Source organism: Salegentibacter salinarum (assembly GCF_900168115.1).
In the GTDB taxonomy this organism is placed as follows: domain Bacteria; phylum Bacteroidota; class Bacteroidia; order Flavobacteriales; family Flavobacteriaceae; genus Salegentibacter; species Salegentibacter salinarum.
In genome coordinates this window covers 27,995-45,477 of sequence record NZ_FUZC01000005.1, presented here as the reverse complement: position 1 = coordinate 45,477, position 17,483 = coordinate 27,995, and the positions used below count along the sequence as shown (strand labels likewise).

The 17,483-nt window shown below is 36.1% G+C and carries 14 protein-coding genes; 7 read left to right on the top strand and 7 right to left on the bottom strand.

Annotation, left to right across the window (positions count from 1 at the left end; all coding sequences use genetic code 11):
* Positions 1-3: 3 nt before the first annotated feature.
* Both B5X53_RS07580 and B5X53_RS07575 read right to left on the bottom strand, forming a co-directional pair.
* Positions 4-858: a universal stress protein gene (locus tag B5X53_RS07580; protein WP_079712636.1), complete on the bottom strand. Its 855-nt coding sequence runs from the start codon at positions 856-858 to the stop codon at positions 4-6.
* Between the two features lie 441 nt (positions 859-1,299).
* Positions 1,300-2,310 carry a Crp/Fnr family transcriptional regulator gene (locus tag B5X53_RS07575; RefSeq protein ID WP_079712635.1) on the bottom strand — a complete coding sequence of 337 codons (1,011 nt, stop codon included), beginning with the start codon at positions 2,308-2,310 and terminating at the stop codon, positions 1,300-1,302.
* A gap of 362 nt (positions 2,311-2,672) precedes the next feature.
* Here B5X53_RS07575 and B5X53_RS07570 point away from each other — a divergent pair, with 362 nt between their 5' ends.
* The gene (locus tag B5X53_RS07570) at positions 2,673-3,083 is read left to right on the top strand and encodes a hypothetical protein (protein ID WP_079712634.1); all 411 of its coding nucleotides are present in this window, start codon (positions 2,673-2,675) and stop codon (positions 3,081-3,083) included.
* Positions 3,084-3,138: 55 nt separating this feature from the next.
* Complete coding sequence (locus tag B5X53_RS07565) at positions 3,139-3,402, top strand: zinc ribbon domain-containing protein (RefSeq protein ID WP_079712633.1); 264 nt, start codon at positions 3,139-3,141, stop codon at positions 3,400-3,402.
* A gap of 94 nt (positions 3,403-3,496) precedes the next feature.
* Here B5X53_RS07565 and B5X53_RS07560 read toward each other — a convergent pair whose 3' ends face one another.
* From B5X53_RS07560 to B5X53_RS07545, 4 genes are read right to left on the bottom strand one after another with little or no spacing between them, the layout of a single operon-like run.
* The gene (locus tag B5X53_RS07560; protein ID WP_079712632.1) at positions 3,497-3,997 is read right to left on the bottom strand and encodes a hypothetical protein; all 501 of its coding nucleotides are present in this window, start codon (positions 3,995-3,997) and stop codon (positions 3,497-3,499) included.
* Between the two features lie 21 nt (positions 3,998-4,018).
* The gene (locus B5X53_RS07555) at positions 4,019-5,005 is read right to left on the bottom strand and encodes an MlaD family protein (RefSeq protein ID WP_079712631.1); all 987 of its coding nucleotides are present in this window, start codon (positions 5,003-5,005) and stop codon (positions 4,019-4,021) included.
* 6 nt (positions 5,006-5,011) lie between these two features.
* Complete coding sequence (locus tag B5X53_RS07550; RefSeq protein ID WP_079712630.1) at positions 5,012-5,743, bottom strand: ABC transporter ATP-binding protein; 732 nt, start codon at positions 5,741-5,743, stop codon at positions 5,012-5,014.
* A gap of 2 nt (positions 5,744-5,745) precedes the next feature.
* Entirely contained in the window at positions 5,746-6,525 is a 780-nt protein-coding gene (locus B5X53_RS07545; RefSeq protein ID WP_079712629.1) for an MlaE family ABC transporter permease, read from the bottom strand.
* Positions 6,526-6,913: 388 nt separating this feature from the next.
* Here B5X53_RS07545 and B5X53_RS07540 point away from each other — a divergent pair, with 388 nt between their 5' ends.
* The 5 genes from B5X53_RS07540 to ggt all read left to right on the top strand — a co-directional run bounded on the left by B5X53_RS07540 (position 6,914) and on the right by ggt (position 15,794).
* Positions 6,914-10,555, top strand: a complete 3,642-nt coding sequence (locus B5X53_RS07540) for a chemotaxis protein CheB (RefSeq protein ID WP_079712628.1) — start codon at positions 6,914-6,916, stop codon at positions 10,553-10,555.
* A gap of 6 nt (positions 10,556-10,561) precedes the next feature.
* Positions 10,562-12,775 (top strand): ATP-binding protein, encoded by a 2,214-nt coding sequence (locus B5X53_RS07535; RefSeq protein WP_079712627.1) that lies wholly within the window; start codon positions 10,562-10,564, stop codon positions 12,773-12,775.
* Positions 12,776-12,824: 49 nt separating this feature from the next.
* Positions 12,825-13,379, top strand: a complete 555-nt coding sequence (locus B5X53_RS07530) for a response regulator (RefSeq protein ID WP_079712626.1) — start codon at positions 12,825-12,827, stop codon at positions 13,377-13,379.
* Complete coding sequence (locus B5X53_RS07525) at positions 13,366-13,935, top strand: biliverdin-producing heme oxygenase (RefSeq protein WP_232764152.1); 570 nt, start codon at positions 13,366-13,368, stop codon at positions 13,933-13,935. The genes B5X53_RS07530 and B5X53_RS07525 overlap by 14 nt, the downstream gene beginning before the upstream one ends.
* Before the next feature lie 140 nt (positions 13,936-14,075).
* On the top strand, positions 14,076-15,794 hold the full coding sequence (gene ggt, locus B5X53_RS07520) for a gamma-glutamyltransferase (protein ID WP_079712625.1): 1,719 nt from the start codon (positions 14,076-14,078) through the stop codon (positions 15,792-15,794).
* Here the strand turns inward: ggt and B5X53_RS07515 are convergent.
* Positions 15,791-17,455, bottom strand: coding sequence for a hypothetical protein (locus B5X53_RS07515; RefSeq protein WP_079712624.1), 1,665 nt, complete (start codon positions 17,453-17,455; stop codon positions 15,791-15,793). The genes ggt and B5X53_RS07515 overlap by 4 nt on opposite strands.
* Positions 17,456-17,483: the final 28 nt, after the last annotated feature.

The following is a 17,483-nucleotide window of genomic DNA, read 5'->3' as shown; positions in this document are numbered from 1 at the left end:
ATTTTAAATGTATTCCCTATTGAAATTTTGTAACACCAGTAGGGGAACTTTAGGATGTAAACCCACTTTGTCTATGGTAGAGGTAAGGAGCATATCTTCTAAATAAGTGTGACGGGAATTCACCATCACCAAAAGATCTATTTTATTTTCAGCTATAAACTCTTCTATGGCCTTTTCCTTTTGCAATTCTTCACTTTGATGTTTTTCTAAGCGGATATTGTAGAATTGCTCTTGTAAAAACTCTAGGTTATCTCTTTGCCTTGCAGAAGTTGCCTTATATTTAGAGAGATACAGGAAGTGTATAACAGATTTAAAATCGCGAGCAATTTCACCCACAACCTTTAATTCCCGTTTTTGATACGGAATTAAAAAATTAGTAGGGAATAAAATATTTTTCGGTTCCTGATAACTAAAATTAGCGGGAATGGCCAAAACGGGAGACTGCACATATTTTAAGACGAGTAAGGTGTTGCTTCCAAAACCAAGTTCCCTGTCATTTGTAGCCCCGCGGGTTCCCATAATAACGAGATCGGCATTTTCTGAATTCACCAGGCTGTTCACCTCATCTACCAAATCGCCAAAGGCCGCTATAGATCTAAGTTTATGCCTGGGGTTGCAAAATTCGTCGTGAATTTTAGAGCTAATTTCATTTAAGGCCATTTCTGCCTTTGCTTTGGTAACCGCTTTAAGCTCATCTATCAATTCTTTGCTTAGCAGTCTCTCATCGGTATAAACCTTTTCTGCATAAGTATTTAAAAGAATTATTTCGCTCTTTTCATACTTAAAAAGCTGGCAGGCAAATCGCAATGCGTTATAAGCATTTTCTGAAAAATCGGTGGGTAAAATTATCTTTCTCATCTTCTAAAACTTTGAATAATAAAGTTAAGATAACAGCGAAGTTTAAACTATGAGGAAAATCAGTTTGTAATTGAATTTTAAGCTTTTACAATGAAAAATTAGCTTTAGATGAAGAATTATAAGATTTCATTTTTAGAATTTTAAAAAAAGAGTCAAGTCTAAAAACAGAAACAGGAGACCATTGCCTCCTGTTCCTTAAGAAGATATTAAGTTTACTCTTTAACTCTGGTTTGATATCAGTGATCTTACACGAAGTAAAATTTGTATATCCGGTTAAAAAATACCTTTGATATCTTCTAATTTGATTTCCAACTCTGGGAGTTAGGAAAAACAAATTACTGGATTTATATATAGATAATTTTATGCTTTTAAAAATAGAAGAAAACATTGTTCAAAAAAATGACAAATGTCAGAAAATCAGTATTTAACAAAAAATTAGGATTATAGGATCTCCTGTAGCTTGTCCGGTTTCAGGATGTTTATCTTTTTACCCTTTATAGCGATAATTCCTTCTTTTTTAAGGCTGGAAAGACTACGTATAAAACTTTCTGTAGAAATCCCAGCCATACTGGCTAAATCGGTCCTGGAGATATTAAGTCCTTTAAATTCCGGGTTTTGTAATTCATCTTTAAATTGAAGAATAGTATTGGAGGTTTTCTTTAATACCGAAGCATAAGCCATTTCTAAAAGTTGTGATTTTAGCGCCAATACGGTATCGGTTAAATATTGAGCTAAATCAAGGCTTAACTCCTGGTTTTTCTGAAGTATTTCCCTAAATTCTGTATGTAAGATTCTATAAAATTCAGAGGGTTCTAAGGTCGTCGCCATTTCTGTCGCGACTGGATTTTTATGAAACCCATATAATCCTAATAAATCATTTTTACGATAAACTCCCGTGATTAATTCTTTTCCTAATTGGTCCATTCTTGAAGTTTTAACCAGGCCTTGTTTTATTAAATAGATAAAGCTGGAATGCCGGTTCTCACGAAATAAAATTGTATGCTTATCCAGGTTTATCAATTCCCCTTTTATTTCCATATAACTTTTTAAAGCTTCTATATCAGGAACCGCACTTTTCTCAAAATTTTTAATAATTTTAAAATTATCACTTTTAGCATTGGTAAGAAAGTCAATTTTCCGCATTAACTTTTGGTCCGACACGGTGGGTGGTAAGAAGTGATGTTTTATATGAAACGATTTTTGAGTTTTAATTTTAGCTTTAGTAATTGTAAGTATAGGAAGCTTTAAAAGCTCCGGATTTTCATCTAGAAGTTCAGAAGGAATGGGATTTTTTTTGGCCCAGATCAGTAAATCAGGTTTATTTTTTAATAATAAGCCTCTTAAATCGCTTGCTGAATTTGAATATATAAATTCATAATCCTGTTTCTCCGTGAGTTCACCTGGTATTGGGTGACCGGAATTTCTATCTGAAATATAAAGAATACACTTCATCCCTGTAAAACTTAAATTTTAAAAATATGTTAGTTGGGGATTGTTTGGCATTCCAGTGAGGGGAAGTTTGGGGAAATGCTTTAAAACAACAGCTAAATATACAAAGTTATTTTTTATAATTTGGCGAAGAATAAATTGATTTATTTAACTGAAATTCAGGCATTTAGTTGTTTTGTAGTTGCCATACAGAAGAATACTTGCACATAAAAACTGATTTTTATCATTTTTAGCTACGCTTCTTAGGATTATCTTTAAAATGTAAATCACCTCGGGAAGTCGCGAAGCCTTAAGAAAAAATAATTTATAATTTCAAGCTCAGCCTCGTCTCAATTAAATCTCGATTTTCGAGTAAAACTTTTATTATGGAACTATCTAAAAAACATGTCTTCACCGAAGAATTTTATCAGAATATCGGCATGCTTTTCTACGCCATTGCAGCTTCTGATAAAGTGGTGCGAACCGAAGAAATTAAAACCCTGAACGATTTGGTACAAAAGAAATGGGTACCAATAGATAATCAAATTGATGAGTTTGGAACCGATGAAGCCTATAAGATTGAAATGATCTTTGACTGGCTTGAGGAGAAAGCTCCGGAAGCAGAATGGGCTTTTAACGAATTCAGGCAATACAAAAAGGATAATGAGGAATTATTTACTTCGCCAATTAACCAGTTAATCTGGGAAACTGCAGATGCCATTGCAGCTTCGTTTGCGGGAAAAAATAAATCTGAAGTCATTATGCTTTCAAAGTTAAAAATGCTACTTTCTAAGTAGTTGGTTTGTAACGTATTATATCAAATTTTTCGTATATTTTAATAAAAATTAGCTGATGAAAACTTTAATTTGCCAAAGTTGTGGATGGCCATTCACAAAAGCCACTGGAGGTACCAGTCGCGATAAATCGATAAATACCGATTATTGCCGTGATTGCTATCAGGATGGCGCTTTTACCGATAAATCGCTTAACTTACATGAATTAGAGGTAAAATTACTGGAAATGGCCGAAATGCACGAGGATATTAGCCTGGAAGAAGCACAGGAACTCATCAAGAAGCTTCCTGAACTCAAAAGATGGCGAATGGATCATATTTAATTTCAGGAACTAAGGTGCAATGCACAATTAATACTGTTGCCTTTTTTGTATTATATGTCTATTTATTTTGACAGAACACAAGGTGGGATCATAATTATTGAGCTTTAAAACCCATCTTATTTTTTATGATAGGAACTTCCCATTTAATCATTTCCTTAAGGAATTCATCTATCTTTTCCACGATCAGCCTTTCAGTAATGTCCCGGGGTGAAAAAACACCCAGCTCCACAATTTCATTTTCTGAAAGAATCCAATTCTCAAGAATAGGGAAAGTGACAATTATTTCTATATCCCCATTGTGTAATTGAGAAAAAACGAGTGCGCCCCCTTGCAAAAATTGATAGTTTGGTATTTTATTGGTGAAATCTATAAGATCTGCAGGAAATGAGTCAAAAGTAATATTTACGGCTTCGTTGGTGTGTATCCATTTTAATTCCTGTACTTTCCATCCTATTGGATAGGTAGCTTCGGCCTTTTTTAAAGTTTCAACAATTAGCTTTTTAGTGCTGTTTTCCCAGATAATACGTTTGTTTACCACTATTTTTATCGAACTTTTATATTCATTGATGCGCTCTTTCAAATGTTCCAGTTTCATAATAACCTGTTTAAAATTTTTTCAATTTTGTTTTTCTTCTCTGGCTTTTTGGCGCTCCAATTTTCTAAAATATCCACGGAATAAGATATTATGCTTTAATGCTTCCATATTCTGGTTAAAGCGATGCGTAGCTTCTTCAATATTTTCCATACTTTGGTCGAGTTGGTTTACAAAGCTGGTGTCTTTTACCACATAATTAAGCGCGCCTTTTTCTGAGTTAAGGTTATTAGAAAACTGTCCTAAATCGGCACTAATTTCCTTTATTTGTGTAGATGCAGTCTGCAGATCTGCAATTATTATTCGGAAACTATTTTGTGCACTTGAGTCGCTAAGAAGCAAACCGGCCACAGAGTTTTCGTAATCTACTTTATTTAAAATACCATTTAGTTTAGTCATTCCCGATCTGGCAGCTCTGGTTGTTTCATTTAAATTTTCAACACTTTCCTGTACATTTTTGGCCAGGATTTTATCTTTGAGTAAATCGCCTAAAACGCCTTCTCCGGAATTTATACTATTGGTGATTTTCAATAGGTCTTCGGTTAAAAGTGCGGCATTTTCATTGGTTTTATTCAGCGTATTTAGCATATCGGCAGTCGCTACCTGGCTAATTGAAGCAAGTGTATCGCCTTCCTGAATTGTGGGAGATGGAGCCTGATTGGTAGGTAAAATATTTAAAACCATACTTCCAACTAATCCGTCTGAATTTATAGTTGCGAGGGAATTGTTTTTAATTAAATTTCCGGCTTCCCGGTTTATAAGCATATCTACACAAATTGCAGTATCATTCAAAAATTTGATTTCCTTTACTGTCCCCACATTCACACCCGAATAACGAACATTATTCCCCGATTGCAGTCCGTTTACATTCTTAAAGACAGAACTTACCAGAATTGAATCTCCAAATAGGTTTTGCTTGTTTCCAATGAAAAAAACTCCCAGGGTGAAAATAATAAGTCCCGTAACAATAAGAACCCCCAGTTTTATATTTTGTACAGAATTTGATTTCATAATTTTTTATTTAAAAAATGCTTTAATTTTTGGATCACCAGATGCTGCCAGCTCCTTAAAAGTTCCTTCGGCATAATTTGTTCCGCCTAGCAATAAGATCATTCGGTTCGAAATTACCCGCGCACAATCTACATCGTGCGTAATTATTATAGATGAGGTTGCATATTTCTTCTGAATAGTCATCATTAATAAAATGATTTCTTTTGCCGTAATAGGGTCTAAACCCGTAGTGGGTTCGTCGTATATTATAATCTTTGGTTTTAAAATAAGAGCTCTTGCCAAGGCAATTCTACGCTGCATTCCTCCCGAAAGTTCGGCGGGCATTAGGTCTATAGTTTTTGGTAATCCTACATTTTCTAAAGCTTCTTTCACTAATTCTTCAGTTTTTCTTTCAGAATTTTTTCTGTGTCTTCTTAATGGAAACTCTAAATTTTCCCGTACCGTCATAGAATCGTATAAAGCGCTGCCCTGAAACAGGAAACCTATATCGGTTCTTAATTCATCCAGTTCGTGTTGTTTCATTTTAGAAATATCTTTCCCTAAAACTTTAATACTACCTTGGTCAAAATTGATTAGACCTACCAGGCACTTTATCATCACTGATTTTCCTGAACCAGATTTTCCCATCAAAACAAGGTTTTCCCCTTCAAATAAATTTAAATTGAAATCCTTTAATACTTCAACATCGCCAAAGCTTTTGGACAGGTTTTTTATTTCTATTACGGCTCTATTTTCCATTTTCAGTTATAAAAAATGTCAGTGATAAAAACGGCGATAAAATCTAATACAAACAGCAACATGGAAGTAAAAACTACCGCTGAATTGGAAGCTTTCCCAACGCCGGCGGTTCCTTTTTTGCTGTTGTAGCCTTTAAAACAACCCACCAGCCCAATGGCAAAACCGAAGAAGAAAGTTTTTACCGTTGCCGGAATAAGATCTGTAAACTCTAGTGCAGCAAAAACCTGGTTAAAATAAAGGGTAAAAGAAACATCTCCTTTTATATTCTCTATAATCGCAGAACCAATTAGCGCCACAAAATCGCCTACGATCACCAAAATGGGTAACATACAGGTGGCGGATAGGATCCTGGTTACTACAAGAAATTTAAAAGGGTTAGTCCCTGAAACTTCCATAGCATCTATTTGCTCTGTAACCCGCATAGAGCCTAATTCTGCACCTATACTTGAACCTATTCTTCCCGCGCAAATGAGGGCGATAATTACAGGGCCAATTTCCCGAACAATAGAAATACTTATCATAGATGGCATCCAGGAAGCCGCACCAAACTCCATTAAGGTTGGCCGGGATTGCAGGGTAAACACCAGGCCTAAGATAAACCCGGTCACACTTACTAAAAGCAAAGATTTATTGCCCATCTGGTAGCATTGCTTCAGGAATTCCCTGAACTCAAATGGTGTACTGAAAAGTTCTCTAAAATACCTGCCGGTAAACCTTCCCATTTCTCCGATTTCCTGGAAAAAGGAGCTTAAACCTGATTGATATGAGGATAGTGTTTTCATCTTTAAGCATTATGGTGAATGCAGGTATTGAATTTTTTTAAATAAACTAGCATGAGGATTTCTAGAATACAAGGTAAATTTAGCTTTAAACAGGATTGGAAGAAATGATATAAATCAGCTTTATTAAAGCTTAGCATTGAAAACTTTAGGTGCGAATTGAAGGGTAGGACAATGAACTAAAAAGAAATATTTAACATTTTAGTTTTGAAAAACATGTTAATTTTAGCTGCTTTAAATTTAAATTTTGACATTCTGAAGTGATAGAATCTGCCGTTTTAGGGCTATTTTGTTAATATAAATGGCAAATGGGTTCACATTTCTCCGGCTTAACCTATATTTTTGGTGTTTGCCTTTTTAATTTTCTATAAGACTGACTTAATCATTCTAAATGACAAAAGTAAATAACTATCCTTCTAAATCGGAGTTAGAAACTAAACTTAAAATAGACGAACCCCGTGTTATTGCCGTAGGTGCAAGTGCCGGTGGCCTGGAAGCTCTTAAAGCTTTTTTCAAAGACATACCCGAAACCGATAAGAATGCTTATGTGGTTATTCAGCATCTTTCGCCGGACTATAAGAGTATGATGGCCGAACTTCTTAAAAAAAGCACCAACCTGCCTATTCGCGAGATTAATGACAAAATGAAAATGAAGCAGGGGCATATTTATTTAATACCGCCTGCCAATAATTTATCTTTTGCAGATAATAAGCTTAATCTTGTAGAAAAACCAAAGGATCAAAGCTTAAATCTGCCTATAGATATGTTCTTTGAAGCCCTTTCTAAGGAGCGCAAAGGGAAAGCTATTGGAATTATATTAAGCGGAACCGGTAGTGACGGTACAAGGGGAGTAAGGGCAATAAAAGAACGCGATGGAATGATTATGGTGCAGGACCCCGAAGAATCTAAGTTTGACGGGATGCCGAAAAGTGCCATAAATACAGGATTGGTAGATTATGTCTTGCCAATTTCTAAAATGGCGCAGGAACTCAAGAATTTTATAGACTCTCCCGCGGTTTTTCATTTTAAAGACGGTGATTACAATTACAATGAAAGCGAATTGATGAAAATTCTTCGCTTTATAGACGAAAAAACCGGTCTTGATTTCAGGGAATATAAACACGCCACGCTTGCCCGTAGAATTGCCAGAAGGGTGAATGTGTGTAAATGCAATAGTCTTTCAGATTATTATCAGTTTCTATTAAATAACGATGAAGAAGTAGAAATACTGCATCGGGAATTTTTAATCGGGGTAACTAAATTTTTTAGAGATTCAAAGGTTTGGAAAGTGCTTAGAGAAGAAGTGATTCCTAAACTGGTAGAAAAGAAAAAGGATGGAGAGGTTATAAAACTTTGGGATGTTGCCTGTAGCAGTGGAGAAGAAGCTTATTCTTTTGCTATGATGATTAATGAGGAGATTGAAAAGCAGCGAAAAAGTGTAGACTTAAAGATTTTTGCTACAGATATTTCTCAAAAGCACCTGGATATTGGAAGTGAAGCATTTTATCCTGAAAGTATTGTAGCCGATATCGATTCAGATTTATTGATGAAATATTTTATAAGCGAGCCCAATGGATATAAGGTAATTGATAAGATGCGCCGAATGGTGGTTTTCTCAAGGCATAATATTATTACAAACCCGCCTTTCAGCAATATGGATATGGTGGCCTGCCGAAACCTTTTGATCTATTTCCAACCCGGAATTCAGAATAAGGCTTTAAACTTTTTGCAATATGCTTTAAAGGTTGGCGGTTATTTGGTTTTAGGGACTTCAGAAAATGTTTCGTCCCAGAAAAATACTTTTAAGGTGATACATCGCTCGGCAAAAATTTACCAAAATGAAAATGCTGATAAACGTTTAAATTCAAATATTTCGCCCGCAACATCGCAAACAAGGTCACTTTCTAATACAAAAGAAGTTCAACGGCCAACTTATAGAAAATCTTCAAATCCGGTTAAAAATAAACTTGCTGAAGAACTTAATGAAACAATCCTGGAAACTTTTGGTGGAGCCAGTGTTTTTATAGATAACGACTTTAATATTTTACAGGCAGTAGGGGAGTTTAGAAAATACGCAAATTTACCGGTAAATGGTTTTTCGGTAAACCTTTTGGATATGCTGGGCGTAGATTTAAAGTATATTATTCAAAGTTCCGTAAAAAAGGCGAAAAAGAATAACGAAAAACTTAGATATCAGGATGCCGCTTTTGATCATAATGGTGAAAAGAAATCTGTAGATATTATAATAAAGCCCTACCAACAGCAAGTTGAAGATTCTAACGCGAGTTTTGTAATTACTTTTATAGAAAAAGAAGTAAACCTTAAGGAGGTTAAAACTCTTGAGAAACTAACGCTTACCAATCGTACCAAAGAATTTGTTGCAGATCTTGAAGATGAACTCAAAGAGACTAAAGAAGAGCTGCAAACATCAATGGAGGAAATTGAAACCAGTAACGAGGAGTTACAGGCAGCAAATGAGGAACTCCTGGCTTCTAACGAAGAATTGCAAAGTACCAATGAGGAACTGCAAAGTGTAAACGAAGAAATTAATACGGTAAATGCCGAAAATCTTCAGAAAGTAGAAGATTTAGCGGCATTAAATGCCGATATGAACAATTTGCTGGAAAGTACCGAGATTGGTGTTATTTTCCTTGATGAAGAACTAAAAATAAGGAAGTTTACACCGGCGATTCAAAGGCATTTCAATTTAATAGAATCTGATGAAGGTAGGCCTATAGAGCACTTTACATCCAGTATGGGAAAAAGCAATTTAATTACCCGCTGCAAACGTGTTCTTAGAACCGGAAAAATTCTGGAAAAACAGGTAATGACTAAAGACGGTTCTTATTACCTGAGAAGGATTTCACCTTATATTAATTCTAACGAGGAAGTTAGTGGGGTGGTGATTACTTTTATAGACGTAGGCTTATTGCAACGTTCTAAAGAACGGCTAGTTGCCAGTGAAAAACGTTTTAAATCTTTCTATGAAGAAGATCCCGTAATACATATTAGTGTAGATCCGCAAACCCAGTTAATTGTGCAGTGCAATGAGATGGCCGTTAGTAGATTGGGATATAACTCAAAAGAAGATTTAATAGATAAACCTGTTTTTGATCTTTATAACGAAGAGTCTCAACTTAAAGCTTTAAAATCTAATAAAGAATTTAAAAATACCGGTGTAATAGTTAATATGGAGCAGGAAATGCTTACTGCTACAGGAGATACACTCCCGGTAATATTAAATGCCACAGCAGAAAAAGAGGTTGATGGCAAAATAATGACCATTAGGTATACCTGTGTTGATATTTCTGCCCAAAAAGATGCTGAATTAAAATTAAAACAGCAGCACGAAGATCTGGAACGCGCCAATAAAGATCTTGAACAATTTGTATCTATTTGCTCACATGATCTGCAGGAGCCACTTTCTACCATTAAATTTGGTAGTGATGTGCTGGGGAAAATGTACTCTGCGCAATTAGATGAAAAAGGCAAAGATTATGTGAAGTATATAAAAGATGCTTCTACAAGACTTTCTGAACAAATTAAAGCATTACTGGAGCATTCCAGGATTGGTAGAAATGGAGAAAAAAGCCTGGTAAACATCAAAGAAGTTGTTGAGGTTGTAAAATATGATCTAGGCAAGAGAATTAAAGATACCAATGCAAAAGTGAATGCCGGTACGCTTCCAAAAATTATGGGTTACGAAGTAGAATTACGCCTGTTATTTCAAAATTTAATAAGTAACGCGATAAAATATACACCCAAAGAACGCAACCCCGATATTCGTATTGCAGCCTATCGCGAAGGGAAATTCTGGGTTTTCTCGGTAATGGATAATGGCTACGGGATTTCAGAAGAAGATAAAAAGAACATTTTCACCATTTTTAACCGTGTAAAAGAAACCAACGGAAATGACGGTACCGGAGTTGGTCTTGCCCATGTAGAAAAAATTGTACAACTACACGAAGGCAGCATTTGGGTAGACAGCCAGGTAGGTGTGGGAAGTACATTCTATTTTAAATTAAAAGCATAGCTGTGTATGAGCTCAGAGCAGCTTTCGTATCCCGAAAAGATAGATATTCAAAATTGTGAGAAAGAACCTATTCATTTAATTGGAAAAGCGCAGGCCCACGGCGTAATCCTCGCGGTAGATCCTGAAACTTTTAAAATTACTCAGGCAAGTGAAAATACCTTCAAGTATTTCGGGCTTTTACATAAACATCTTCTCGGTGATTCTTTTGAAAACCTTATTGGTAAATCTGCTTTTGAAAGAATTACTAAAGCAATTGATCAAAAAACCGGTTTTAAAGCCGAAGAGCTAAAAATTGGCAACAAGCATTTTGTAGTCTTACCGCATTTTTCAGAAGAACATCTTATTATAGATTTTGAAGTTCTGGGCGAGTATTGGGAGCCAATGTTTCTTCAGCAGCAATTAACCAATACTATTAATGGATTAGATGCTAATGAAACTATTCCTAAGCTCTGTAATACCGCTGCAAAATTAATGAAAAGCATCTTCGATTACGATCGTGTAATGATTTACCGGTTTGACGAAGAATGGAATGGTGAAGTAGTAGCTGAAGAAAGGGAAGAATATTTAGAAAGTTGGCTGGATTTGCATTATCCTGCCAGCGATATTCCCTCGCAATCCCGAAATTTATTTTTAAAACATAAAGTGAGAATAATTTCAGATGTAGATTATGAGCCTGTTCCTATTTCTCCTGAAATCTCTCCAATTACCAAAAAACCATTAGATCTTTCAAAATCTACATTACGTGGGGTTTCGCCCATTCATATTGAATATTTACAAAATATGAAGGTGGGTGCCTCTTTAACCGCCGCTATTATTGTTCACGGCAAACTCTGGGGCCTTATAGCCTGTCACCATTATTCTGCAAAATTTATTAATTATTTTCAGCGCGAAACCTGTAAATTTTTAGCTCAGGTTTTCTCTAATAATATAGCCTCCATACAAACCGGTATTTTCAATAAGAAATTCAATGAAAATTCTGAATTGAGAGCAAAAATTTTAACCGATTTAAAAATTGAAAATACCCTGGGCGACGGATTGGAGAATACCGAAATTCCTTTTACTTCACTCATTGAAAGTGGGGGAGGCGCAGTAGTTTTAGATGATGAAATTAAGCTCTTTGGTAATACGCCAACTGAAGCTGAGGTGATAGATTTAAGTAATTTCCTAGCTGAAAATGATGAAATTCTTTTCTACACTAAACATCTTAAAAATCACTATTCGGCAGCTGAAAATTACAAGAAATCGGCTTCTGGAATTTTAAGTTTTAAACTGGGACGCGCAAAAAACAATTTCATAATTTGGTTTAGGCCTGAAGTAGTTGAAACTGTAAGTTGGGGTGGAAATCCTAATAAAAAGATCACTTACAACGAAGAAAAGCAGCGCTTAAGTCCGCGAAACTCTTTTGAAAGATGGACAGAAAAACTGGACGGGATTTCTAATTCCTGGCAGGATTATGAAATTGAAACTGCTAAAGCTTTCCGGGAAAATTTAAACCAGTTTATCTTAAAAAAGCAAAAGGAAGAGATCAGTAGATTAAACCAAAATCTGCAGGAAGCTAATAAAGATTTAGAACTTTTTAGCTACGGAATTTCGCACGATTTGCGCAGTCCGTTGCGCGGTATTACCGGTTATGCCCAAATTTTAAAAGAAGATTTTAGTGAAAATTTATCTGCTGAAGCTTTAGAAACCATAGAAACCATTCTAAAATCTTCCAACAGGATGGAAGGAATTATAGACGATATTCTTTCCTTTTCAAAAATTACCGGTGGGGAACTTCAGAAGAAAAATTTCAGTACTAATAAGTTACTGCAAGAACTTTTAATGACTTTCAACATTAAAGCAAATTACCCAAATCTTAAGATTGAAATAGCTGAAAATTTACCCGATAGCTATGGCGATCGCCGAATGCTCTTTCAGCTTTGGAGCAATTTATTGGGAAATGCTTTAAAATACACTGAGCAGGCTCCCTATCCACAAATTGAAATTGGAAGTTTTGCACAAGAAAATAAAGATGTTTTCTACATTAAAGACAACGGAATTGGAATTGCCGAAAACCAAAAAGATAAAATCTTCCAAATGTTTTCCAGGTTTGCAAAAAAAGATTTCAAAGGCACCGGTATTGGTCTGGCCATTGTAGCCCGTATTTTAGAAAAGCATAACGGAAAAATTTGGGTAGAAAGTGAGCCGGGAAAAGGTAGTACGTTTTTCTTCCACCTATAATTAGATCTTACATTAACGAGTTCAGTATTTTTGTATAAATTTAGAAGTAATGATTACAACCCCGTTGCGCATAATTTTGGTGGAAGATGAGGAAACCGATGCTGTTTTAATAAAAAGGCAAATTGCTAAAATTGTAGAGAAACCTGAAATAAAAGTGGTTAAAGATTTACCGGGTTTTGAAGGAATTTTCACCAGTTTTTTACCCGATGTAATAATTTCAGACTATAACCTTCCCACCAGCACTGGGCTTGATATTATGCAGTTGGCGAAATCTATAGACGAGACTATTCCTTTAATTTTTGTCACCGGCGCACTAGACGATGATGAGTTGGCAGCCGATACTATTCTTTCCGGAGCTTCAGGTTTTATTCTAAAAAAACATATGAATAAGCTGCACGAAAAATTAGAACCTCTATTAAGACAGGTGGTATATAATATGGTGCAACACGAGGAATTAAGGGAAAGAATTAGAAAAAATAAAATAGCCGTTCACCAAATTTACAGTTACTTAGACAGTATGAAGGCCGATGATAGAGAACAACGGGAAAATATTGCAAAAATAAGAAAGAACCTTGATAAATTTAATGTAGATGATGCTGAATAACCTTAGAGAGGCTACCCGAAAATTACACGAAGAACTGGAAAAAGAGAATCTTGCCGGGCAGATTATTTCACACAAAATAAGCCTGGAAGTTTATAAACTTTTACTCCTCCAAAATTATATTGCCTATAAAATTACCGAAGCTGAAATTTTAAAATTTATCCCCTCTTACAAATCAGATAAAAGCGATCAACTGGCAAAAGACCTTGAGAATTTAAACGTTGATACTTCAATTTCTGAAGAATTTCAGGATAAATTCAGTATCAATTCTCACGAAGAAGCGCTGGGCGCTGCTTACGTAGTTTTAGGTTCAGCCTTGGGCGGAATGTATATTTCTAAAGAAATTCCTAATTGCCCTGAATTAACTGAAATCTCCAAGCCACACTTCTTTAATGGCGATCGTGACGGGGTGAAATCCTGGAACAAATTTGTAAAAGAACTTAAAGCTGAAGATTTCACTGAAACTCAAATCGCTGTGGCTTCAAAAAAAGCTCAGGAAACCTTTGAATTTTTCGGCCTTGTTTTTAGGCAAACTTCAGTGATTCCTCAGAATAGTTAATTTCTTATATTTTATTTTCGGTCTTGCTTTCTGTCACCTTTTTATTTAGGTTTACTCGGTAATTGGATTTAAATTACGTTTTTTCTATTCGATTTTAAACTCCATACCTCAAATTTTAGAAGATTCTATAACTCAAAAAAATGAAACAAAACTTTAAATCTTTGCTCTGCCTTTTTCTGGCTTTCAGTTTATACTTTCCAACTTTAGCACAAACGGGTCGTACTCCTGTTAGGGCAGAGAATGGGATGGTTGTGACCAGTCATTATCTTGCTTCAGAAGTAGGTGCTCATATTCTGAACAATGGCGGGAATGCTATAGATGCAAGCGTGGCAACGGCTTTTACTCTCGCGGTTACCTTACCTTCCGCAGGAAATCTTGGCGGAGGCGGTTTTTTGGTTTATCACGGTAGCAATGGTGATAAAACTTCTTTTAATTTTCGCGAAAAAGCACCATTGGCTTCTTCTCCAAATATGTTTTTAGGTGAAGACGGAAAGATTAAAGACAATTCTAATCACGAAGGTTTACTTTCAGTTGGGGTGCCCGGTACAGTAGCCGGACTTTATAAGGCTCACCAAAAAATGGGAAGTCTGCCCTGGGAAGAACTTGTGCGACCAGCCATAGAACTTGCTGAATACGGATTTGAATCTACCTATAATATGAATTGGTTTTTGAACTGGGTTAAGGAGAAAAAAGACGATGATCTTTATTCGGCAACTGCAAAAGCTTTTCTTAAGGATGGGGAAGAAATTTATAAACCCGGTGAAACATGGAAACAGCCGGATCTTGCTGAGACTTTAAAAAGAATTCAGAAAAATGGTGCCGATGGTTTTTATAAAGGAAAAACGGCAAAATTGATCGCTGATTTTATGAAAAAACACGGCGGACTTATAACCAAAGAGGATCTTGCCAAATATGAAGCTGAAGAACTGGAACCTGTAACCGGTACTTATCGAGGTCACGAAATTGTAGCAATGCCACCACCAAGTTCAGGTGGAGTTGCCCTTATTGAAATGCTGAATATCCTGGAAGGTTTCGATCTAGAAGAAGCAGGGCATAATTCTGCGGCATCCCTGCATTTGCTTACCGAAGCAATGCGAAGAGCTTATGCAGACAGGGCTTTGCATTTAGGAGATCCTAATTTTAATCCTGAAATGCCTATTGAAAAAATAATTTCTAAAGAATATGCCGCTGAACTTCGGGAAGGTATTGAGATTAAGAAAGCTTCGGTAAGTGATTCTGCGAATTTTAATAATGCACATCTACAATATGAAAGCCCGCAAACAACTCATATTTCGGTAGTAGATAAAGAGGGAAATGCGGTTTCGCTAACCTATACCTTAGAACGAAGCTACGGCTCTAAAATCGTGGTAGAGGGTGCAGGTTTTCTGTTGAACAATGAAATGGGCGATTTTAATCCCATTCCGGGCCATACCGATACCCGCGGACTAATTGGAACAAAACCTAATCTTGTAGCTCCTGAAAAACGTATGCTTTCTAGTATGACGCCAACAATTGTGGCAAAAGATGGAAAACCACTTTTAGTAATCGGCAGTCCCGGCGGAAGAACTATTATCAATACCGTTCTACAGGTAATTGTAAATACCATAGATCATAAAATGAATGTTGCAGAAGCTATTGAATCGCCCCGAATTCATCACCAATGGCTTCCCGATCGGACGAGATTTGAAGATTGGGGAATTTCTCTCGATACCAAGCGTATTTACGAAGAAATGGGACACGAAGTTTACGAAGCAGGCAACCAGGGCCAGGCGATGGGCATTTATATAGATTGGGAAAATAACCTGATTTATGGTGCTGCAGATTCCCGTAGTTATGATGGTAAAGGGGTAGGAAATTAAACTTCATTTCTAAAAAAGGCAAGATGCTGAATTACAGTTCTGCTTTCCAGTCCGCCGGCCAAAGCTCCTGTAGTAACACCAATTGTACTAATAAAAACAGCCAGCCTTATTTTATCTGCGTTGGTAATTTCTTGTTTCTCTAACGTGGGCCAGGTTTGAATAAGATCGGCGGGAAAAACATAGATTTCAATGATTAACATTAACCCGGTTAACATGGCAAACAAACCTATACACGCTAAAAAAATACTAAAATAAATAACGGTGTTTGCTACGGCTAAATGTTCGGTTATAATTCTTTTCTCCCTTCTAGGTAAGAATAAAGACTGTATCCTCACCAGGTAAAAACTGGCAAACATGATACTAATTACTGCAAAAAGTCCGGCGGTTACATTAGTCATTCCAAAACCTACATCCCAGGTTTCTGCAGTAAATATCAAAATAAGAGCGGGGGCAACTGCGGCAGTAGCTAAACCGGGAAGTGAAAGCGGTAAAAAAATTGCCCAGTTCCTTAATAAGGGAGTAAAAAAAGCAGCAGGATGCCTAAATGTCATTAAGATGTGAAAAACCAAACTCTCTAAAACATTTCCTTCTTTTAGTTCTCTATCAGGCGCGTTATTGGCTTTTTCTTTTAGAATTTTTCGATCTTCTGTATTAAAAGAGGGTATTTCATTTCTTTCTTCAGAAAAACTGGTGGCACCCATTATTTTATTCCTTCTGGAAGAGGATTTTTTTAAGCCTAAAATTTGCCCTGTAAGATAAAGAAATAATAGTGCAGCATTGTGCCTCACCCGGTTTTCAGTTAGTTTATATGTTGGTTCATCTCTTCCGGAGGTAAGCAATTTACGTGTTGAGAGTACCATAATTCTGGCTACCGAAGAACTTAGACCGGGCTCTGTCTTATTTTTTCTTGAAATAAGTGATACATCGGTAATAACGCTTAGCATATCATAAGGACCTTCAGCCATACGTTGACTGGCAACATCAAGAAAATCTGAAGGTCTTCGTGGTTTTCTGCTATCCAATTCGGCATGTTCAATATTAAAAAACCACTTTATACCAGTACTCTCCTGGAGTTCAGATTTCACATCCTGAATTAACTGTTTCCCGAAATTGGTAACGGATTCTTCATTTTCCTTTTTTCCGCAGGCAATTAAAAAACAGACATTCATTTCTTTTTCAGGTTTCGGGCCCTGTGCCTCTTTCAAAGCGCTAAAAAAACGCTTTCCCGAAGTTAGCGCTCTTATAATACGCGTGGAATTAATTACCCTTACAGACTGTAAAAGGCGAAGGGCATAAAAGATCCTGAAGACCCGTAAGGCGGGAATAAGTAATGCTATCACTGTAATCCAGTTGTTTTTTACAAAATCTAGTTTCCTTGGTGCCACCACAAGCTTTATGAGGAATTCTGTGATAAAAAGGATCCAGATAATTATAATAAGATTCTCCTGGGTAGCAGTAAGCCCGCTTACAAGTTCAGCTATAAAAAGATAGAGCCAACAAAGCGCCAGTAGAAACATGGGAATTTCCAGGTGTTCTTCCAGTTTGTAAAAAATACGGTAAGCTTTGGTTTTTCTGGCCAAGGAATTAAAATTTTTAAAAGACCTGTTAGTTGTGGCTTTTGGACCAAGATAGCCAAAAATTACAACCTCGCTTAGCCTCAATTGTCTCAAATTTTATAATAATCTTAAA

Bases quoted from the DNA above. Each gene is read 5' to 3' on its own strand.
- B5X53_RS07555 (WP_079712631.1), bottom strand. From the start codon at position 5,005: ATGAAATCAAATTCTGTACAAAATATAAAACTGGGGGTTCTTATTGTT.
- B5X53_RS07580 (WP_079712636.1), bottom strand. From the start codon at position 858: ATGAGAAAGATAATTTTACCCACCGATTTTTCAGAAAATGCTTATAAC.
- B5X53_RS07535 (WP_079712627.1), top strand. From the start codon at position 10,562: ATGAGCTCAGAGCAGCTTTCGTATCCCGAAAAGATAGATATTCAAAAT.
- B5X53_RS07545 (WP_079712629.1), bottom strand. From the start codon at position 6,525: ATGAAAACACTATCCTCATATCAATCAGGTTTAAGCTCCTTTTTCCAG.
- ggt (WP_079712625.1), top strand. From the start codon at position 14,076: ATGAAACAAAACTTTAAATCTTTGCTCTGCCTTTTTCTGGCTTTCAGT.
- B5X53_RS07575 (WP_079712635.1), bottom strand. From the start codon at position 2,310: ATGAAGTGTATTCTTTATATTTCAGATAGAAATTCCGGTCACCCAATA.
- B5X53_RS07540 (WP_079712628.1), top strand. From the start codon at position 6,914: ATGACAAAAGTAAATAACTATCCTTCTAAATCGGAGTTAGAAACTAAA.
- B5X53_RS07565 (WP_079712633.1), top strand. From the start codon at position 3,139: ATGAAAACTTTAATTTGCCAAAGTTGTGGATGGCCATTCACAAAAGCC.
- B5X53_RS07530 (WP_079712626.1), top strand. From the start codon at position 12,825: ATGATTACAACCCCGTTGCGCATAATTTTGGTGGAAGATGAGGAAACC.
- B5X53_RS07570 (WP_079712634.1), top strand. From the start codon at position 2,673: ATGGAACTATCTAAAAAACATGTCTTCACCGAAGAATTTTATCAGAAT.
- B5X53_RS07550 (WP_079712630.1), bottom strand. From the start codon at position 5,743: ATGGAAAATAGAGCCGTAATAGAAATAAAAAACCTGTCCAAAAGCTTT.
- B5X53_RS07560 (WP_079712632.1), bottom strand. From the start codon at position 3,997: ATGAAACTGGAACATTTGAAAGAGCGCATCAATGAATATAAAAGTTCG.
- B5X53_RS07525 (WP_232764152.1), top strand. From the start codon at position 13,366: ATGATGCTGAATAACCTTAGAGAGGCTACCCGAAAATTACACGAAGAA.